This is a genomic window from Streptomyces sp. NPDC046379 (genome assembly GCF_055587785.1).
On sequence record NZ_JBVJFP010000023.1, the window covers coordinates 48,345 to 66,511 of the forward strand.

Below are 18,167 nucleotides of genomic sequence, written 5' to 3' on the forward strand. Positions count from 1 at the left end.
AGTGGGCGGGCTCCCGCAGGGGGTCGGGGCTCGTGCTCAGCCGAGCTTGGACTGGTGGTGCCACAGCAGCGCGGCGCCGATGGTCAGGGCCGCCTCCATGGGGCCGAGGCGCAGGGCGGCTTCGCGGTGGTGGGGCCGGCGCGGCCTGTTGAGCGTCATCCGCATGCTCAGATCGCTGTTGGACAGGTCCCGGGTGACCCCGCGCAGCTGCTGGGGAGCGGCGGCGCCGGCGGTGATGACCTCCAGGGCGGTGCGTACGGCCTGGTGGGGAGAGATGTTCTCCTTGATCAGGTCGGTGACGATGCCGAGGAGTTCCTCGGAGAACACCTCGATGATCGACAGCTCGGGGCTCAGATGCCGGATGGAGCCCTCGATGTTGGCGAACGACTTCCCGAGGATGGACACCATGGGGCTGGTGCGGATGCCGCGCCGTGTGGAGTGCTGGAGCACCGCCGTGAGCGTGACGCCGAAGTTGAGCTCCTCCAGGGAGGCGGTCGCGATCTGGGGGACCAGGGCCGCCATGTCGCCGGCGAAGGCGGAGGCGTTGGTCCAGGACGTGGTGCTGCCCATGTCGATCCAGGCGCGGGCGGTTCCGGCGCCGTCGTTCATGGCCAGGTTCAGCAGCATGAGCAGGATGCTGGTGCTCATCGGCCGGTCGATGCGGCCCACCATGCCCCAGTCGATCAGGGTGGCGGGCTCGCCGGGTTCGACGAACACGTTCCCGGGGTGCGGGTCGGCGTGGAAGACGCGGTCGACGAAGTAGCCGCGGTACATGAACGCCAGGAGGTCGCGTCCGATGGCGGCGCGTTCCTCGGCGGAGAACGCGTCACGGTCCGCCTCCCGGATCGGCCTGCCCGGCGCGAGGCTCTGCACCAGGACGCGGGGGGTGGCCTTGAGCACGTCCGGCACGGCGATGTACTCGAAGTCGGCGGCGGCCTTGCCGGCCTCCGCCATGTTGCGGGCCTCCATCACGAAGTCCAGCTCCGGCCGCATCGCGTCGAAGACCACGCCGAGCATCGCCTCGACGTCGATGACCTCGTTGAACCGCGGCGCGCGACGGGCCGCGACCCGGGCCAGGGTGCCCATCAGCTTCATGTCGGCGGCCACCGTCTCGCGCACGCCGGGCCGCTGGATCTTGACGGCGACCTGACGGCCCGAGGGCAGCTCGGCCCGGTAGACCTGCGACAGGGAGGCGGTGCCCAGCGGGTTGTGCGTGTCGATGTCGCGGAACGAACGCCGCCACAGCGGACCCAGCTCCTCGGTGAGGACCGGCTCGAACTCGGTGAACGGCGCGGGCGCGGCCTGGTCCTGGAGCTTCTCGAACTCGGTGATCATCTCCGGGGTGACGATGTCGGGACGGGTGGCCAGCATCTGTCCGACCTTGATGTAGAAGGGGCCCAGGCTCTCCAGCGCGCCGCGCAGGTCGCGGGCTCGGCGCAGGGCGTTGGTGTCCTCGCCCGCCGCCGCGCGGCCGGTCCGGTTCACGACGCGCGCGGCCTCGCATCCGGCGAGCCGGCCGAGCACGCGCAGCAGCAGCCGCCCGCGGCCGGAGCTCACCACGACGGCCGCCGGAGGGCCGGAGGGCCGGGCGGACGCCGAGGGGCAGCGGGAGGGGTCGGGCAGCCGGTCGGGATACGGGTCCGGTGGCGAGTCGGGCAGCCGGCCGGGCGGCCGGCCGGGCGGCCGGCCGGGCAGCGGCGGGCCCCGGCGTCAGCCACCGGAGATCCGGTCGATGCGGTTCGCCAGCTGGGACAGCTGGTCCTTGAGCGCCCTGAACTCCTCGCCGTCACGTCCCCCTCGACTGCCCCGGCCCTCCCGGCCCTCCAGACCCTCCCGGCTCTCCCGCTCGTACCGCCGGTCGCCGCCATGATGGCGGTCCTCGTCGCGGGATCCGTCGGGGTCGGGCCGGCGCCGGGGCCCGCGGTCGTGCCGGCCGCGGCGCCCCCGGCCGTCGCGGTCGTCCCGGTCGTCGCCGTGCCAGTCGTCGTCGTACCGGTCGTCGTACGGGTCGTAGCCGTCGTGCGGAAGGTCACGGTCGTGGCGGTCGTGGCGATCACGTCGATCGTGCCGGTCCCGCCGCCGGTGCCGGTCGTGCCGGTCGTGCCGGTCGTCCCAGTCATACCGGTCGTCCCTGTCCCTGTCCCTGTCCCATCGGTCGTCCCTGTCGTAGCGGTCCCGTCGGTCCCAGCGGTCGCGCCGGTCGTCGTCCCAGTCGTCCGGATCGTCGTCCAGAGCCCTGCTGAACGAACGCCGCATTCCACGCTCGAAATCACCGGCGCGGTCCAGCGCGTCGTCGACCAGCTCTTCCGTGGCGTGAACAATTCGCTGGAGGGCATGACTGAACGACGTGCGTGATCGGCGGGGCATAAAACCTCCCGAGGCAGAAAACAGGGGATCGTCCGAGGGGCGGCCTTTCGCAGCCGGTAAATGGGATGTTGTCCGCCGCCCACCCGGAAAAACGCGACCCGGCACGCTTTGCCTCGATCGAGGGAGCGCGCGTGTCGAAAGGGCGCCGCACGCCGGGCGTGCGCCGATCGCTGCTGGTCAACCGGTGTTCATGGCCGATTAGAGCCGTCCCGATGCGCCAACCCCTGGCCACGGCCGCGCCTCTTCTCCTTGCAAACGGAACCGACACGCGGCAGTCGGAGCAGATAATCCAACTTTCCCGCTCTCCCGGTGTGCCTGGCGCTCGCCCTCATTCGGCCATATATCCGTCCGACCGATTCATCCGACGCCATTCAACGGAATAACGACAATGAATCGCCGTCCCTGTGTCGGCGCCCACGGAGTCCGCGCGGAAAGGAATGATGAATATGGCGGACATCAGGAAAATCGAGGCGCACGTCCGCACCGCGGACCTGCCGCGCGCCGGAACCTACGGCTGGGTCTACCTCGGCATCGCCGGCCGCGAGTTCGTGCTCAACGCCGCCGGCACCAGCGCCGGCACCGAGCGAGGCGACAACTGGACCTTCGTCCTCGGTGAGGACGCCAACATCGAGAACGCGAACCACAACGACCCGCGCCGCCCCCAGCTCGACACCGACGACCTCGACCGCTACCCCACCTACCTCCGCTTCGAGCCCGCCGGCCACCACCCGGCCTGGTGCGTGGAACGCGTCTGGGTCACCGTCAACCCCCACTCCGACACCCCCCACACCTTCGACAACCCCAACCTCGCCGACTTCGGCGAACACCGCCGCCTGTGGCTGGCCCAGGAGTACGGCAAGACGCTGTACCTCAAGCGGTACACGCCCTGAGCTGACAAGTGCGCACGCCTGTACGGGCGTTCACCCGTCGGTGAGTTGCCGCCGCACCGAACCGCCCCCGCGGTCAGCCTGGACATGACGGGACCGGCGAGGGGAGACGAACGTGACCGGGGAGGGCGGGGCCCGCGAGGGCCTGGACGAGCAGGCGGTGCTGCTGGCGGCGGGGCTCGCCGATCTGGCGGTGAGCACGCTGGGGGCGGCGTGGGGGACGGTGCGGGGGCTGCTGCGGCGCTCGGACGCGGCCCAACTGGCGGCCGACGCCGAGCGGGACCTCGTCGCGCGGGGCCGCCTGGCCCTGGACCGGTACGCGGCGCCGCCGGCGCACCTCGAAATCCTGGCCCGGCACGCACTGGCCCGGCGGGCGGGCGGCGGTGACTGAGCAGTGGGACGCGCCCGCCTTCCGGGCGCGCGTCGATGCCGTACTGCGCTCGTTCGTGGGCGCGGAGGCCGACCGGCTGGCGGACATCGATCCCCTGCTGACCCCGGTCGCGGTCCGGCTGGAGTCGGCGGTGGCCGAGGGCAAGCGGCTGCGCGCGGCGTTCTGCTACTGGGGCTGGCGGGCGGCGGGCCAGCCGGACAGCGACGCCATGGTGCGGGCTGCGGCGTCCATGGAACTGGTGCACGCCGCGGCGGTCGTCCACGACGACCTCATCGACGACAGCCCGCTGCGGCACGGCCGTCCCACCGCCCATGTGGCCCTGCGCTCCGCGGTGGCCCACCGGCCCGGCGCCGCCCGCGCGGCCCGGTCGCTTGCCATGCTGACCGGCGATCTGCTGATGTCCCTCGCGGGACAGCTGTTCGTCACCAGCGGCCTGCCGGCCGCCTACCTCGGCCGGGCCCGCCCGCTGTGGGGCGCGCTGGCCCGCGACCTGATCGCCGGGGAGTGCCTGGAGATCCTGCACACCGCGGGCGTCCCGGACACGGCGGTGTCGCTGAAGGTGATCCGCTACAAGACGGCCAAGTACACCGTCGAGCAGCCCCTGTTGATCGGCGGCGCCCTGGCCGGGGCCGACGGCGAACTGGGCGCCGGCTACCGGGCGTACGGCCTGCCGCTGGGCGAGGCGTTCCAGCTGCGCGACGACCTCATCGGCCTGTTCGGGGACGCGCGCGTCACCGGCAAGGCGAGCGCCGACGACGTACGCGGCCACCGGCCCACCGCGCTGCTCGCCGAGACCTGGCGGCTGGCCGACGACGCGGACCGGATCCGGATGCGCGCCCTGCTGGGCCGCCCCGACCCCGACGGGGAGCGACTCGAAGAGGTACGGGAGCTGATGCGCCGGCTGAAGGCGCCGGACCGCGTGGAAGCCATGATCGCCGAACGCGTGGACGAGGCCCTGACCGCCCTGGACGCCCTGAGCCTGCCCGCGCCCGCCGCCACGGCCCTGCGCACCCTGACGGACGCGGCGGCACACCGCCACCACTGACCCGCCCCGACCCCGACCCCGACCCAAGGAGCGCTGTCATGGCCCGCACCGAGGCGTCACAGCCGTCACCGGACGCCCTGCGCGAGGTCGGCGACGAACTCGCCGACGCCACCGTGGCCACCCTCTTCGAACGCGGGGAGGTGGGCACACTCAACACCCTGATGCGGTACGTCTCCACCGCGGGCGCCCCGCTCCCCGACGGCCTGCCCGAGGTGGCGCGCGACTACCTCGCCCGGACCGCCGCCCCGCCCGCGTGGGTCGACTGGGGCGAGATGGAGAAGGCGCGGCTGTTCTTCATCGACAACAACGTGCACATCTCCACGGCCCTGTCGTTCGCGTCGATGCCGGCCTGCTACGTCGTGCCGCACGTGGCGAAGCTGCTGTCGGCCACGCACTCGCTGAAGTACCCCGCCAAACGCATGGCGGAGACCGGCCAGTTCACCGTCCACCTCATGCAGCCCGACGCCTTCGAGGCCGGCAGCCGCTTCATCCCCGCCGCACAGAAGGTCCGCCTGCTGCACGCCGCCATCCGCCACCACCTGCGGCGGGAGGACCGCTGGGACACGGCGGCGCTGGGCGTGCCGATCTGCCAGGAGGACATGATCGGCGGGCAGATGTTCTTCTCCCTGCTGGTCCTCGACAGCCTGCACCGCCTCGGCGTCCACATGTCCCAGGAGGGCGCGGAGGCCTACTACTACGCCTGGCGGGTCGTCGGCGCCATGCTCGGCGTCGACCAGGACGCCGTACCGAAGACCCTGGAAGAGGCGCGCCGCTTCCTGGACCTGTACATGATCCGGCACATGGGCCCCTCCGAAGAGGGCGCGCACCTGACGCGGCAGCTGATCGACCTGTACGAGGAGGTCGTTCCGGGGACGTTCTTCGACCCGATCGTCTCCGCGCTGATCCGCCACCTCGTCGGCGACACCTGCGCCGACTGGCTCGACGTCCCGAAAACCCCGTGGGACACCGTCGTCCGGGCCGTCCCCCACCTCCTCGGCGCCCTGGAGACCATCGAGGACCGTTCCCCCCTGGGCGCCTGGGCCCTGGACCGCCTCGGCCACCTCACCACGGTCCTCGAACTCTCCTCGCTGACCCGCGGACGCGTGATGCACTACGCCATCCCCGAGCACCTGAAGAAGGACTACGGCGTCAAGGACACGGTCCCTCGCAGCCGACGCTGGGTGCCGCCGGCGTCGGACGTCGGGGCGTGAGGCGGGATGCTCAGCCGGCAGCCGCGGCAGGGCGCGGTTCGCCGTGGAAGACCTCCCGGGCATGCCAGGCGCGGTGAGCTGCGGCAACGGGGCGTGCGCCGGGCTGGGGGCCGATGAGCGGGCGGCCCGCGAGGGCTATGACGTGCTCACGGGCGGCGGGGCTGTGGCCGACGAAGCGTTGCGAGACCAGGATGCGGTGATCGTCTCCCACACCGAGGACGCCCTTGTCGAAGAGCTTGTGGTGGAGCGCACACAGGCACAGCCCGTTCTCCGTCTCGTCGGGTCCGCCGAACGCCCACCAGCGCACGTGGGCGGCCTCCAGCCCGACCGGTACCGCGCCGATCCTGCCGTCGTACCCGCAGAAGGCGCACCGGTACTCGTAGGCGGTCAGCACCCGCTCCCGCATCCGCGGGTCCCGCTGCCTGCGTGCCGCGGCGAGCGGTTCGGCCTCCGCCGGCTCCAGCGCCAGGCCCACGGCTTCGCACAGTTCCCCGTGCAGAGAGGGCGGGAAGTGCAGGTCGAGCAGCAAGCGCGCGATCCTGCCGAGCAGTTCGGGCTCACGTCGCAGGGCCGCTCTCAGGTCCGGCGCGAGCCGCCCGGTCGCGCCCGTATCCCGGAGGTCCCGCACCCCGCTGCCCGGGCTGCCCGGTCCGCGATCGGTGCGCACTTCCCATACGCCGTCGCCGACCAGGTGGTGGAAGGGGTAGGCGGGGGTCGTCCTGCGGGGTGGCCCGTACTCGATCAGCAGCCGTTGCAGGTCCTGCTCCACCGCGGTGTACCGCAGACCGCCGTCGGCGTCCTCCTGGAACCGGCCGAGGGCGTACAGGAGCAGCAGCGGCTTGTGCGGAGCGCGCGTTCCACTCCTGGTCCACTGCCTCAGCCTCGCCATCCGCTCCAGCCAGTCCATGGCGGCTGATCGTAGACGGGGCCGCCCGCACATGTGCGGGACCGCTCGGACTTGCTGCCTGCCCGGGAGTGGGGCGGCCCCCCGACCCGCACGAAAAGGGCGGGACCCGAAGACCCCGCCCACCCCCAAGCCTCCTCAGCTCACGGCCACACCAGGCAGTAAGGCTGATGTCCCGCCTCATGCAGCCGGTGCGAGAAGTCCTGCCACTCGTGCAGCAGCTGGTACACGTTGAACGCGTCCCGCGGGCCGCCCCGGTCCGGGACCGTCGACCAGATGAAGGCCGCCGCGCCGACCGCCTCCTCGCCGATGCCGCGCAAGGGGTCCACGACCGTCATGGGGAGCTTCACCACGGCGTAGTCGGGGTGCAGGACGACCAGCTCCAGCGGCGGCACCTTGTGGAGGGGGACGCCCTCGATGCCGGTGAGGACCATCGCGGCCATCGTCTCCGGCTTGATCTTGGTGAACATGCCGTTCATGCCGAGCTCGTCGCCGCCCAGTTCCTCGGGGCGCATCGAGATCGGGACGCGGGCCGCGGTCGCACCGTCCGGCGCGCCGAAGTACTTGTACGTCACCCCCACCCGACCACCATTCCTGCTCTCCGCCCGCAGGCGCTCCACCCGGCGCTCCGTCCGGCGGTCGGCCGGCCGCCGGTCGACCGGCTCGGGCTCACTCGGTACTCCGTGGTTCTGACGTGCCTCGGTCGTTTCCTCCGCCTCGCGTCGGTGCCTTCCCCGCCGGGCACGTCGAGGACCCAGGTCGTCAGTCCCCTCGCCCAGTCCGCCACCGCGATGCATATCTCCACCCGACTGCTTTTCTAGGACCCGTGTCCCCGGCCGCGCAACCCGATCATCGTGTCAGTGACCTCCCCCACGGCCGCCCGCCGAAACGTGCGCACGCAAACGACTGACCGTCGGATCCTCGCAGGCCCTGACCCTCTCACCCCGCGCAAGCTGTGTGTATCGGGTCTCAGTTTCGCAGATGCCGCCGCGTCGCACACCGTGATACCCGGTCCCGGCCGCTGGCCTACTCTGAGGGAGTCACTGCAACCGGAGTCCGAGAAGTCGGAGAAGTCGCACGTCATGAGCGAACTGCCCTATTCATACGAAGCGCCGGCCTCGCAGGCGCTGTTCGACCGTGCGGCCGCCGTCACGCCGGGCGGCGTGAACTCCCCGGTGCGCGCCTTCCGCGCGGTCGGCGGCACGCCCCGGTTCATGGTGTCCGGCAGCGGCCCGTATCTGACGGACGCGGACGGCCGGGAGTACGTCGACCTCGTGTGCTCCTGGGGACCCATGATCCTCGGGCACGCGCACCCCGAGGTCGTCGCCGCCGTGCAGGAGGCCGTCACGCGCGGTACGTCCTTCGGGACGCCCGGCGAGGGCGAGGTCGCCCTCGGCGAGGAGATCGTCGCCCGGGTCGCGCCCGTCGAGCAGGTGCGGCTGGTCTCCAGCGGCACCGAGGCGACCATGTCCGCGATCCGGCTCGCCCGCGGATTCACCGGGCGGTCCAAGGTGATCAAGTTCGCCGGCTGCTACCACGGCCACGTCGACGCCCTCCTCGCCTCCGCCGGCAGCGGCGTCGCCACGTTCGCCCTCCCCGACACGCCCGGTGTGACCGGTGCGCAGGCCGGTGACACGATCGTCCTGCCGTACAACGACCTCGACGCCGTGCACGCCGCCTTCGCCGCCCACCCCGGCGAGATCGCCTGCGTCATCACCGAGGCCTCGCCCGGCAACATGGGCGTCGTGCCGCCCGTGCCCGGCTTCAACCAGGGGCTGAAGGACGTCTGCGCGAAGAGCGGCGCCCTCTACATTTCCGACGAGGTCATGACCGGGTTCCGCACCAGCCGCGCCGGATGGTTCGGGATCGACGGCGTGGTGCCCGACCTCATGACCTTCGGCAAGGTGATGGGCGGCGGCTTCCCCGCCGCGGCCTTCGGCGGACGCGCCGACGTCATGGCGCACCTCGCCCCCGCCGGGCCCGTCTACCAGGCCGGCACCCTCTCCGGGAACCCCGTCGCCACGGCCGCCGGCCTCGCCCAGCTCAGGCTCCTCGACGACGCCGCCTACGCCGGGGTCGACGCCGTCTCGGCGGAGATCCGCGGGCTGGTCTCCGACGCGCTGAGCAAGGAGGGCGTCGCGCACACCGTGCAGAACGCCTCCAACATGTTCTCCGTCTTCTTCACCGACCGGCCGGTGCGCGACTACGAGGCCGCCAAGGCGCAGGAGTCGTACCGCTACACCGCCTTCTTCCACGCGATGCTGGCGAACGGCGTCTACCTGCCGCCGTCGTCCTTCGAGTCCTGGTTCGTGTCCACCGCGCACGACGAGCGCGCGGTGCAGCGGATCGCCGACGCCCTCCCGGCGGCGGCGCGAGCGGCGGCGGAGGCCACGGCAGCATGAGCGAGATCACCGTCGTACACCTGATGCGGCACGGCGAGGTCGAGAACCCGGACGGTGTGCTGTACGGGCGGCTGGCCGGATATCACCTGTCCGAGCTGGGCCGGCGGATGGCCGACCGGGTCGCCGAGCACCTCGCCGACCGTGACATCGCCCACGTCGGCGCGTCCCCGCTGGAGCGGGCGCAGGAGACGGCGGCGCCGATCGCCAAGGCCCACGGCCTCGACGTGGCCACCGACGAACGGCTCATCGAGGCCGAGAACGTCTTCCAGGGCAAGACCTTCGGCGTCGGGGACGGGGCGCTGCGCCGGCCCGGCAACTGGCGCCACCTCGTCAACCCGTTCAAGCCGTCCTGGGGCGAGCCGTACGTCGACCAGGTCGTGCGGATGATGGGCGCGCTGGACACCGCCAAGGACCGCGCCCGCGGGCACGAGGCCGTGCTGGTCAGCCACCAGCTGCCGATCTGGATCGTGCGGTCGTACGTCGAGCGGCGCAAGCTCTGGCACGACCCGCGCCGCCGGCAGTGCACCCTCGCCTCCCTGACGTCGTTCACCTACGACGGCGACCGCATCGTGTCCATCGCCTACAGCGAGCCCGCCCGGGACCTCGTACCCCCCCACCTGCTGGCCGGCGCCAAGCCCGTGAAAGGCAAGGACAAGGCCTTCGGCGCCTAAGCGAGGGGGTGCCCAAGATCCCCGGAACGGGCATGCGAAACTTTTCACATGAGTGCCGCCAGCCGCGCCTCCCTGCGCTCGAACCGCCCACGCCGCACCCGTCGCCGCGCCGCTCCGCCGATCCGCAGAGCGGCGTCGGCCGCGGTCCTGCTCGCCGCGCTCGCCGCCGTCTCCGCGTGCTCCGAAGGCACCAACGGGGGCGGCGGAGGCACCAACTTCGTCGCCGGGTCCGACGGCGTCGACACCGTCGAGAAGGGCGAGCGGGCCGCCCTGCCCGCACTGTCCGGGAAGACGGTCTCCGGCGGGCACGTCGACGTCGCCGACCACCGGGGCAAGGTCGTCGTCATCAACGTCTGGGGCTCCTGGTGCCCGCCCTGCCGCGCCGAGGCGAAGAACTTCGAGGCCGTGTACAAGGACCTCAAGGACGACGGGGTCGAGTTCGTCGGCATCAACACCCGCGACGCCAGCACCGGCCTCGCCCGCGCCTTCGAGAAGGAGTTCGGGGTCACCTACCCGAGCCTGTACGACCCCACCGGCAAGCTGATGCTCCGCTTCGCGAAGGGCACCCTGAACCCGCAGGCCGTGCCCTCCACCCTCGTCGTCGACCGGGAGGGGAAGATCGCCGCGCGCACCCTCCAGGCGCTCAGCGAGAAGAAGCTGCGCGAGATGATCGCCCCCGTGCTCGCGGAGAAGTGACGTGACCGCAGCGTCCGTGCTCGCCGCCACCGGAACCAACGCGACGGTCCTCAACGGAGCCCTGCTCCTCGCGATCCCGCTCGCGCTGCTCGGCGGACTCGTCTCCTTCTTCTCCCCCTGCGTCCTGCCCCTGGTCCCCGGCTACCTCTCGTACGTCACCGGGGTCAGCGGCACCGACCTGGCCGAGGCCAGACGCGGCCGGATGGCCGCCGGGGCCTCCCTGTTCGTGCTCGGCTTCACCGCCGTCTTCGTGTCCGGCGGCGCCCTCTTCGGCTACTTCGGCTCCACGCTCCAGCAGCACCAGACCACCCTGTCCCGGGTGCTCGGCGTCGTCATGGTCCTGATGGGCGTGTTCTTCATGGGCCTGATGCCCTGGCTCACCCAGCGGGAGTTCCGCTTCCACAAGCGGCCGGTGGCCGGCCTGGTCGGCGCCCCCGTGCTGGGCGCGCTGTTCGGGATCGGCTGGACGCCCTGCATCGGCCCGACCCTCGCCTCCGTGCTGGCGCTCTCCTCCAACCAGGCCAGCGCCGGCCGCGGGGCCGTACTCACCATCGCCTACTGCCTCGGCCTGGGTGTGCCGTTCGTGCTCGCCGCCATCGCCTTCCGCAAGGCCCTCGGCGCGTTCGGCTGGGTCAAGCGCCACTATGTCTGGGTGATGCGCATCGGCGGCGTCATGATGATCGCAACCGGGCTGCTGCTGCTGACCGGCGCGTGGGACCGCCTCGTGCAGGAGATGCAGACCTGGTCCAACGGCTTCACTGTGGGGATCTGATCGATGAGCAGCACAGAGACCACCGAGAAAACCACCCGGACCGAGGCCGCGGCCCCGGTCCCGGGCGAGGAGCAGGAGCTGAGCGCCGCCGGCTCCCAGCTGTCCACCGCCCCCCGTGAGGAGGCGCCCCACCTGCCGGCGCTCGGCGTCACCGGCTGGCTCCGCTGGTTCTGGCGGCAGCTCACCTCGATGCGGGTGGCGCTGCTGCTGCTCCTGCTGCTGTCGCTGGCCGCGATCCCCGGCTCGCTGATCCCGCAGAACGGCGTCGACCCCACCCAGGTCGCCGACTTCCGGCAGCGCCACGAGAGCCTCGCGCCGATCTACGACCGGCTCGGCCTGTTCGACGTCTACAGCTCGGTGTGGTTCTCCGCGATCTACATCCTGCTGTTCGTCTCCCTCATCGGCTGCATCGTCCCGCGCACCTGGCAGTTCGTCGGCCAGCTGCGCGGACGCCCGCCGACGGCGCCCCGCCGGCTGACCCGGCTGCCCGCGTACACGACGTGGCGCACCGGGGCCGAGCCCGAGCAGGTGCGCGAGGCCGCCCTCGCACTGCTGCGGCAGCGCCGCTTCCGGGCGCACGCCGCCGGTGACGCGGTCGCCGCCGAGAAGGGCTATCTGCGCGAGGTCGGCAACCTCGCCTTCCACATCGCGCTGATCGTGCTGCTGGTCGCCTTCGGCTGGGGGCAGCTGTACAAGTCGGAGGGGACCAAGCTGGTGCTGGAGGGCGACGGGTTCGCCAACACCCTCACGCAGTACGACGACTTCCGCTCCGGCAGCCTGTTCACCCAGGACGACCTGGACCCGTTCAGCTTCAACCTCGAGGAGTTCGAGGGCACCTACGAGACCCGGGGCCCCAACCAGGGCACCGCCCGCACCTACGCGGCCCACGTCAACTACAGCGTCGGCGCCTACGGCGAGGAGCGGAAGGCCACCATCACCGTCAACGACCCGCTGGAGGTCGGCGGCACCAAGGTCCACCTCGGCAGCCACGGCTACGCGCCCGTCGTCACCGTCCGGGACGGCAAGGGCAACGTGGTGATGGACAAGGAGGCCGTGCCGCTGCTGCCGCTCGACGGGTTCGTCACCTCGACCGGCGCGATCAAGGTCATGGACGGCTACCGCAGCCCCGAGGGCAAGCGGGAGCAGCTCGGCTTCAACGCCTTCTTCGTGCCGACCTTCGCCGGCGAGGGCCGGGGCACGATGGTCTCCCAGTTCCCCGCGCTGCTGAACCCGCGGCTGGCGCTGTCGGCGTACCACGGCGACCTCGGCGTCGACTCGGGCATCCCGCAGAGCGTGTACCAGCTGAACAAGAAGCACCTCAAGGAGTTCAAGGACGCCGACGGCAAGCTGTTCAAGAAGCGGCTGGCCATCGGCGAGACCATGACACTGCCGGGCGGCGCCGGGTCGGTCACCTTCGAGGGCGTCCAGGAGTGGGCCAGCTTCAACATCGCCCGGCAGCCCGCGAGCGGCTGGGCGCTCGGCGGCTCGGCCGTCGCGACCGTCGGCCTGGCCGCCTCCCTGTTCGTCCAGCGCCGCCGCGTGTGGGTGCGCGCGGTGCGCGGCGAGGACGGCGTCACCGTCGTGGAGATGGCCGGCCTCGGCCGCAGCGAGTCCGCGAAGGTGCCCGAGGAACTGGGCGACCTCGCCGCAGTCCTGTACGACAAGGCTCCGGGCGCACCGGAGCCCGGCCACGACCCCGACGAACCGTCCGACCCCGCCGACCCCGCCGTATCTGCATCTGCCGAAGGGGCTGAGAAGTGACTCTCGCCGCCGCAACGGATCTCGCCGCAGCAACCAACGAGAACCTCGCGAACCTGAGCAACACGCTGATCTACTCCTCGATGGCCGTCTACACGCTGGCCTTCTTCGCCTACATCGCCGAATGGATCTTCGGCAGCCGTAGCAGGGTCGGTCGCACCGCCGCCGCCCTCACCGCACCGGCCGCGGCGAGCGCGCCCGCGGTCACCGTCCGCACGGGCGGCGGCACCGCCGTGCTCGAACGGCCGAAGGTCGTCGCCCGGTCCACCGGCGGCGACCGGGACGTGCCGGACGGCCCCGGCGCGCACGGCGGCACCGAGAAGGGCGACCTCTACGGGCGCATCGCGGTCGCGCTGAGCGTGCTCGGCTTCCTCATCGAGTTCGGCGGCGTCCTCACCCGCGCCCTGTCGGTGGAGCGGGCGCCGTGGGGCAACATGTACGAGTTCAACATCACCTTCTCCACGGTCGCGGTCGGCGTGTTCGTCACGCTGCTCGCACTGCGGAAGAACGTGCGCTGGCTCGGACTGCCCCTGACCACGACCGTCCTGCTCGACCTCGGTCTCGCCGTCACCGTCCTGTACACCGAGAGCGACCAGCTGGTCCCGGCCCTCCAGTCGTACTGGCTGTGGATCCACGTCTCCACGGCGATCCTGTGCGGCGCGGTCTTCTACGTCGCCGCGGTCTCCACGATCCTCTACCTGTTCCGGGACTCCCACGAGACCAAGCTCGCCTCCGGCGGCACCCCCGGCCGCTTCGCCAGCTCGGTGCTGGACCGGCTGCCCGCCGCGGCATCCCTGGACAAGTTCTCCTACCGCGTCAACGCCGCCGTCTTCCCGCTGTGGACGTTCACGATCATCGCGGGCGCCATCTGGGCGGGTGACGCCTGGGGCCGCTACTGGGGCTGGGACCCCAAGGAGACCTGGTCCTTCATCACCTGGATCGCCTACGCCTGCTACCTGCACGCCCGCGCCACCGCCGGCTGGAAGGGCCGCAAGGCCGCCTACCTGGCCCTGCTGGCGTTCGGCTGCTGGCTGTTCAACTACTACGGCGTCAACATCTTCGTCACCGGCAAGCACTCCTACGCCGACGTCGGCCTGGGCGTGCTCCAGTCGGCCGGGTTCTGACAGCGGCAGGGCGAGCAGGCGGGCCGGTTGCCCGACGCGGATCGCGTCGGGGAACCGGCCCGCCCGCCGTCGTCAGGAGATGCACTCCGTCGGCGCTTCCTTCTCCGGCCAGGCGATGCGCACGAAGCGGGTGCGGCCCTCCGGCGTCAGCTCCACGATGGGCACGGCCTTGTTCACCGGGTTGCCGGAGCTGTTCAGGCAGATCCAGCCGCTCGCCCCGTCCACCCGCTGCTCGTCCCCCTGGACCTGCGGCCACTGGTTGCGGACCTGCCCGAGCGACGGGACGCCGCCGCCTCCGGCCCCGCGGATGCCGCGCACCGCGAGCGCCATCGCGTCGTAGGCGATGATCAGCTGACCGTCGTCCAGGGCCGTGTCGCCGATCTCGCCGATGTCGGGGATGGCGGTGATGTCGGTGACGCCGCCGAACGTGTTCCGCTCGCCCTGCTCGTGTGCCGGGGTGGCGCCCTTCATCAGCATGCGCAGCCTCTCGATGTCGTCCACCGAGCCGCCGGTGGCCGGCGGGTTCCACCCGGTCCTCTCGTCCTCGTACCAGGCCTTCGGATGGGCCAGGGCGGTGTACCGGACGACGACGGGCTGCTTGCTGCCCTGGCGGGTCAGGGCGTCGCGGTCGAGCTTGCGGTCACCGGTCAGATACGACCCCTCGTCGCCCGCCAGCACCGTGAACCTGCGGTCCGTGCAGCCGCGGGCGCCCAGCGCGTTGATGAACTGGCGCAGCTGGACGTGCCGGCCCGCGAACAGGATCGTGTCCGTCGTGTCCGGGGTGTCGCACAGGATGTCGGTGATCTGCTCGAAGGTGTTGGCGGTCGACCCCTCCTTGTTGTGGTCCCTGGGCGGACTGAACGGCTTCGGCTCGTACGGCGAACCCTCGACGATCCGCGCGAACGACCTCTGCAGCGTGCGCGTGTACGGGTCGCCCGGCTTGGCGTGCACCAGCATCGCCCGCTTCGCCGGTATGTCGGCGAAGTGCTTCAGCGCGTTCGCCAGGTCGGTGTTGGTCGGCGCCACCCGGGCGAGGCCGGGGAAGGGCTCCCTGCCCCGCTGCCCGTTGGCGATGTCGTCGGCGGTGATGGACGAGCCGATGACCGGGATGCCACGCCTGGTCAGCTCCGTGACGGCCAGCTTGTTCCCCTCGGAGCTCACGCTGACGCCGGTCACCGCGCGCAGCCTGTCAGGCCCCTTGGTCATCTCCGCCAGCCGGTCGACCGTGTACTTCCAGTGAGCCCCGGTCGCGCCGGGGTTGGCCAGCACCAGCCGGATCGCCGGACCCGCCTCGTGCGTCTGGTGGTTGGCCCGGTACTGCGCCAGATACGCGCCCTGCACCTCGTGCAGCACGTCGGTGATGGTGTTGTCCTCCTTCGCGGTGAACGGCTCCAGCAGGGCGACGGTGACGTAACTGCCCGGCTCCAGCGAGCGGTTCTCCCTGTCGATGGCCGCGATGACCTTGGCCAGGCGCTCCCGCCCGAAGTCGTACGCCGTGGCCGACACCCCGACGCACTCCGTGCTGCCCTCGGGCCGGACGACGCCGGGCGCGCAGGAGCGGTCCTCGCGGGTGAGGGCCCGCACGCCGACGACGAGCCCGGCCACGAGGGCCGTCGCGAGCAGGATGGCGAGGTAGCGGCGCAGCGGGATCTCCCACACGTCCTCGCGCAGCCACACGCCCAGTCCCCGTGCCATCTATGCCCCCTCGTCGTCGCGGTCGTCGTCGCCCGGGATGCGCAGCGGCCGGCCCAGCAGGGCGTCCTCGGGCCACTCGCGCGAGGCCCGCCACAGCGGGGCGCTGCCCGCGGGGCGCAGATTGGAGAGCTGTTCCAGTTCGAACCGCATCCGGTCGCAGACCTCCGGGTCGGGCAGCACCAGCGGATCGGTCACCTTCCACACCGCGTGCAGCAGCCGCCGCATCCGCAGGTGCAGCACCGGGTCCGCGCCCGCGGGCACCGAGTCGTCCCGCTGCAGGCGGCCCAGGGCGACGGCGGCGCGCCGGTCGTCCCGGCCGGTGAAGTCGCGGCCGTCCGCGTCGTGGGCGTGGAAGTAGGGCGCGGAGGCGAGGAAGCGCAGGGCGGTGAGCCAGGCGAGGGGGTCGAGGGAGGCGAAGGAGTCCCGCAGGTGGGCGATCGCCGACTCGTCGACGCCCAGAGCCAGTTGGTGGTGCAGCCGGAAGCGGGCGTGCGGGTCGGTGGCGCCGGCGGCGGGCGCGTAGTGCCGGATCAGCGCCTCGTGGGCCAGGCGCCAGCGGGCGTGGTCGGTGTCGCGGTGGTGCAGCCGCAGCAGCAGCAGCGTCCGCACGAAGGGGCTGCCCACGAACTGCTCCGGCACCACCGGCAGCCCCTCCTCGGCCAGCCGCGCCTGCAGCGCGCGGACGTCCGCCGGACCGAAGGTGTCCGGCAGCAGGGCCCCGGCGAGCGCGCAGGCCGAGTCGTGGTCGTGGGCGGCGGCCAGCACGGTCAGCTCCTCCAGCCGGTCGGCGGGGACCAGCCGGTCGAGCAGCTCCCGGTAGGCGGGCACGGCCTCCTGGTCCTCGGCGAGCCGTACGTCCGCCACGAGCAGGTCGCCGAGCGAGGCCGCGTCGGGATGCTGGGCGGAGGCCTCGGCGAGCACGGTGATGCCGAGCGGGTTGCCGCCGGTCAGCCGGTGCGTGGCGTGCGGGAGCTGCGGCGGCACGGGCAGCAGGTCGCGGGCCGCGCCGACGATGTGCAGGGTGTCGTCGGGGCTCAGCGGCGACAGCGACACGACCAGCGCCCGCGAGGAGGGGGCCGCCGGGTCCGGCGTCCAGCCGCTGCGCCGGACCACCTGGGGCAGCTCCCGGCGCACCGCGTTGCGCAGGTGGGCGCCGTCGCCGCGCAGACCGGCGACGAACACCACCTGGTCGGCGACGCCGTCCGCGCGGTCGCGCAGCACGGCGTCGATCAGGCCGGCGCCGGGCGCGGTCTGGGCGTTGTCGACGAGGACGAGGGGCCGGCCGATCCGCTGCATCCGGGCCAGGACTCCGGCGTACGCGTCGGCCAGGTCGGCGAGCATCGCCCGGACGAGGAACCGCTCGGCGTGCTCGCGGGAGGTGCCGCCGGCCCGGAAGTGCCCCGACAGCAGCATCAGCCCGCGCTCGGCGTGGCCGCCGGCGTTGGGGTAGTCCCGGTACCAGGTCGCCGCGCGCTGCCGGCGCCGGCCCGCCATGCCCTCGGCGAGCGACTCCAGCGTCGTCTCCACGGCCGCCGTCAGCAGCGCCCCGGTGCCGGTCGCCGCGGCCACCACCTTGGCGGCGACCCGCCCGGCCCAGCGTCCGGCGAGGCCGGTGATGCGGGCGGCGCTCTCGTTCAGCAGCAGGATGCGCTCCACCTCGCGCCGGATCCGCCCCGAATCGGCGTCCTCCCAGCCGGCCGCGGCGACCGCGACGAGGCCCGCCATCAGCCGCGGGAACTGGATCCGCCCGGCGCCGGTGACCGGCTCGGCCAGCTGCTCGGCGGCCACCAGCAGGGCCTGCGCGAGCGGCGACCACGCCTCGGCGGGCCGCCCGGTCGGGGGCGCCGCGAACTCGGGGTCGGCGCAGTCCACGAACGCGACCGGCGTGTGCCCCTTGTACGCGGCCCGTAACTCCCGCAGGACGGCGCTCTTCCCGACGCCCCGCGCGCCGGTGAGGACCAGCAGCGGAAGCTCGCGCTCGTACTCCACCGGGCAGACCCGGTGCTGATGGGGACGCAGGCCCACGAGCCGGGGGACGAGACCGGGTGGATCCACATCGAACAGCGCCCCGCGCCCGTGCAACCCTCTGCCCACCGCGCCTCCCCCTGGCAACGATCCCAACCCAAGGGTAAGGAGAGGGAGTTGGTCCCGACCAGATGCAGTGGTGTCCGTTGGGTTACGAAATGAACGCGGGGCGTAGACAGGCCGTCCGGGAGGGGACGGGGCCGGTGGGGGACGGGGCCG

General features: G+C 72.3%; 16 protein-coding genes. 10 read left to right on the plus strand and 6 right to left on the minus strand.

Translation table 11 applies throughout. From position 1 onward, the window contains the following. Positions 1-36 precede the first annotated feature (36 nt). A complete protein-coding gene (locus ACZ6KF_RS30300) occupies positions 37-1,560 on the minus strand; it encodes an ABC1 kinase family protein (protein WP_469178344.1) in 1,524 nt (507 codons plus the stop codon). Between the two features lie 150 nt (positions 1,561-1,710). Next, positions 1,711-2,367: a hypothetical protein gene (locus ACZ6KF_RS30305; RefSeq protein ID WP_356632464.1), complete on the minus strand. Its 657-nt coding sequence runs from the start codon at positions 2,365-2,367 to the stop codon at positions 1,711-1,713. Positions 2,368-2,813: 446 nt separating this feature from the next. On the opposite strand from ACZ6KF_RS30305, the gene ACZ6KF_RS30310 reads away from it, so the two are divergent. The 4 genes from ACZ6KF_RS30310 (at position 2,814) to ACZ6KF_RS30325 (ending at position 5,901) form a co-directional block, all read left to right on the plus strand. Next, positions 2,814-3,257: a hypothetical protein gene (locus ACZ6KF_RS30310; RefSeq protein ID WP_356632462.1), complete on the plus strand. Its 444-nt coding sequence runs from the start codon at positions 2,814-2,816 to the stop codon at positions 3,255-3,257. 112 nt (positions 3,258-3,369) lie between these two features. Continuing rightward, positions 3,370-3,645, plus strand: coding sequence for a polyprenyl synthetase (locus ACZ6KF_RS30315; RefSeq protein WP_356632460.1), 276 nt, complete (start codon positions 3,370-3,372; stop codon positions 3,643-3,645). Then, entirely contained in the window at positions 3,638-4,690 is a 1,053-nt protein-coding gene (locus ACZ6KF_RS30320) for a polyprenyl synthetase family protein (RefSeq protein WP_469241299.1), read from the plus strand. The genes ACZ6KF_RS30315 and ACZ6KF_RS30320 overlap by 8 nt, the downstream gene beginning before the upstream one ends. Positions 4,691-4,728: 38 nt before the next feature. Then, positions 4,729-5,901, plus strand: coding sequence for an oxygenase MpaB family protein (locus tag ACZ6KF_RS30325; protein WP_356632456.1), 1,173 nt, complete (start codon positions 4,729-4,731; stop codon positions 5,899-5,901). Positions 5,902-5,911: 10 nt separating this feature from the next. Here ACZ6KF_RS30325 and ACZ6KF_RS30330 read toward each other — a convergent pair whose 3' ends face one another. Together ACZ6KF_RS30330 and ACZ6KF_RS30335 are read right to left on the minus strand one after the other, a co-directional pair. After that, positions 5,912-6,808, minus strand: a complete 897-nt coding sequence (locus ACZ6KF_RS30330; RefSeq protein ID WP_469160064.1) for a phosphorothioated DNA-binding restriction endonuclease — start codon at positions 6,806-6,808, stop codon at positions 5,912-5,914. Positions 6,809-6,948: 140 nt separating this feature from the next. Next, positions 6,949-7,602, minus strand: coding sequence for a hypothetical protein (locus tag ACZ6KF_RS30335; RefSeq protein ID WP_356632452.1), 654 nt, complete (start codon positions 7,600-7,602; stop codon positions 6,949-6,951). 285 nt (positions 7,603-7,887) lie between these two features. Here ACZ6KF_RS30335 and hemL point away from each other — a divergent pair, with 285 nt between their 5' ends. The 6 genes from hemL to ccsB are packed head-to-tail and all read left to right on the plus strand — an operon-like array spanning position 7,888 to position 14,228. After that, on the plus strand, positions 7,888-9,207 hold the full coding sequence (gene hemL / locus ACZ6KF_RS30340) for a glutamate-1-semialdehyde 2,1-aminomutase (protein ID WP_356632450.1): 1,320 nt from the start codon (positions 7,888-7,890) through the stop codon (positions 9,205-9,207). Then, positions 9,204-9,878 (plus strand): histidine phosphatase family protein, encoded by a 675-nt coding sequence (locus tag ACZ6KF_RS30345; RefSeq protein WP_356632448.1) that lies wholly within the window; start codon positions 9,204-9,206, stop codon positions 9,876-9,878. The genes hemL and ACZ6KF_RS30345 overlap by 4 nt, the downstream gene beginning before the upstream one ends. A gap of 48 nt (positions 9,879-9,926) precedes the next feature. After that, positions 9,927-10,574, plus strand: a complete 648-nt coding sequence (locus tag ACZ6KF_RS30350; RefSeq protein ID WP_356632446.1) for a TlpA family protein disulfide reductase — start codon at positions 9,927-9,929, stop codon at positions 10,572-10,574. 1 nt (position 10,575) lies between these two features. Then, complete coding sequence (locus ACZ6KF_RS30355) at positions 10,576-11,346, plus strand: cytochrome c biogenesis CcdA family protein (RefSeq protein ID WP_356632444.1); 771 nt, start codon at positions 10,576-10,578, stop codon at positions 11,344-11,346. A gap of 3 nt (positions 11,347-11,349) precedes the next feature. Continuing rightward, complete coding sequence (resB, locus tag ACZ6KF_RS30360) at positions 11,350-13,107, plus strand: cytochrome c biogenesis protein ResB (RefSeq protein WP_469241302.1); 1,758 nt, start codon at positions 11,350-11,352, stop codon at positions 13,105-13,107. After that, positions 13,104-14,228 carry a c-type cytochrome biogenesis protein CcsB gene (gene ccsB / locus ACZ6KF_RS30365; RefSeq protein WP_469160066.1) on the plus strand — a complete coding sequence of 375 codons (1,125 nt, stop codon included), beginning with the start codon at positions 13,104-13,106 and terminating at the stop codon, positions 14,226-14,228. Before resB ends, ccsB begins: the two co-directional genes overlap by 4 nt. A 72-nt stretch (positions 14,229-14,300) precedes the next feature. Here the strand turns inward: ccsB and ACZ6KF_RS30370 are convergent, their stop codons facing one another. Next, a complete protein-coding gene (locus ACZ6KF_RS30370; protein ID WP_469178352.1) occupies positions 14,301-15,923 on the minus strand; it encodes an ABC transporter substrate-binding protein in 1,623 nt (540 codons plus the stop codon). Further along, entirely contained in the window at positions 15,924-18,017 is a 2,094-nt protein-coding gene (locus ACZ6KF_RS30375) for a hypothetical protein (protein WP_469241304.1), read from the minus strand. Positions 18,018-18,167: the final 150 nt, after the last annotated feature.

Coding starts and splice junctions, on each gene's coding strand:
- ACZ6KF_RS30305 (WP_356632464.1), bottom strand. CDS start 2,367: ATGCCCCGCCGATCACGCACGTCGTTCAGTCATGCCCTCCAGCGAATT.
- ACZ6KF_RS30310 (WP_356632462.1), top strand. CDS start 2,814: ATGGCGGACATCAGGAAAATCGAGGCGCACGTCCGCACCGCGGACCTG.
- ACZ6KF_RS30325 (WP_356632456.1), top strand. CDS start 4,729: ATGGCCCGCACCGAGGCGTCACAGCCGTCACCGGACGCCCTGCGCGAG.
- ACZ6KF_RS30330 (WP_469160064.1), bottom strand. CDS start 6,808: ATGGACTGGCTGGAGCGGATGGCGAGGCTGAGGCAGTGGACCAGGAGT.
- ACZ6KF_RS30335 (WP_356632452.1), bottom strand. CDS start 7,602: ATGCATCGCGGTGGCGGACTGGGCGAGGGGACTGACGACCTGGGTCCT.
- hemL (WP_356632450.1), top strand. CDS start 7,888: ATGAGCGAACTGCCCTATTCATACGAAGCGCCGGCCTCGCAGGCGCTG.
- ACZ6KF_RS30345 (WP_356632448.1), top strand. CDS start 9,204: ATGAGCGAGATCACCGTCGTACACCTGATGCGGCACGGCGAGGTCGAG.
- ACZ6KF_RS30350 (WP_356632446.1), top strand. CDS start 9,927: ATGAGTGCCGCCAGCCGCGCCTCCCTGCGCTCGAACCGCCCACGCCGC.
- resB (WP_469241302.1), top strand. CDS start 11,350: ATGAGCAGCACAGAGACCACCGAGAAAACCACCCGGACCGAGGCCGCG.
- ACZ6KF_RS30370 (WP_469178352.1), bottom strand. CDS start 15,923: ATGGCACGGGGACTGGGCGTGTGGCTGCGCGAGGACGTGTGGGAGATC.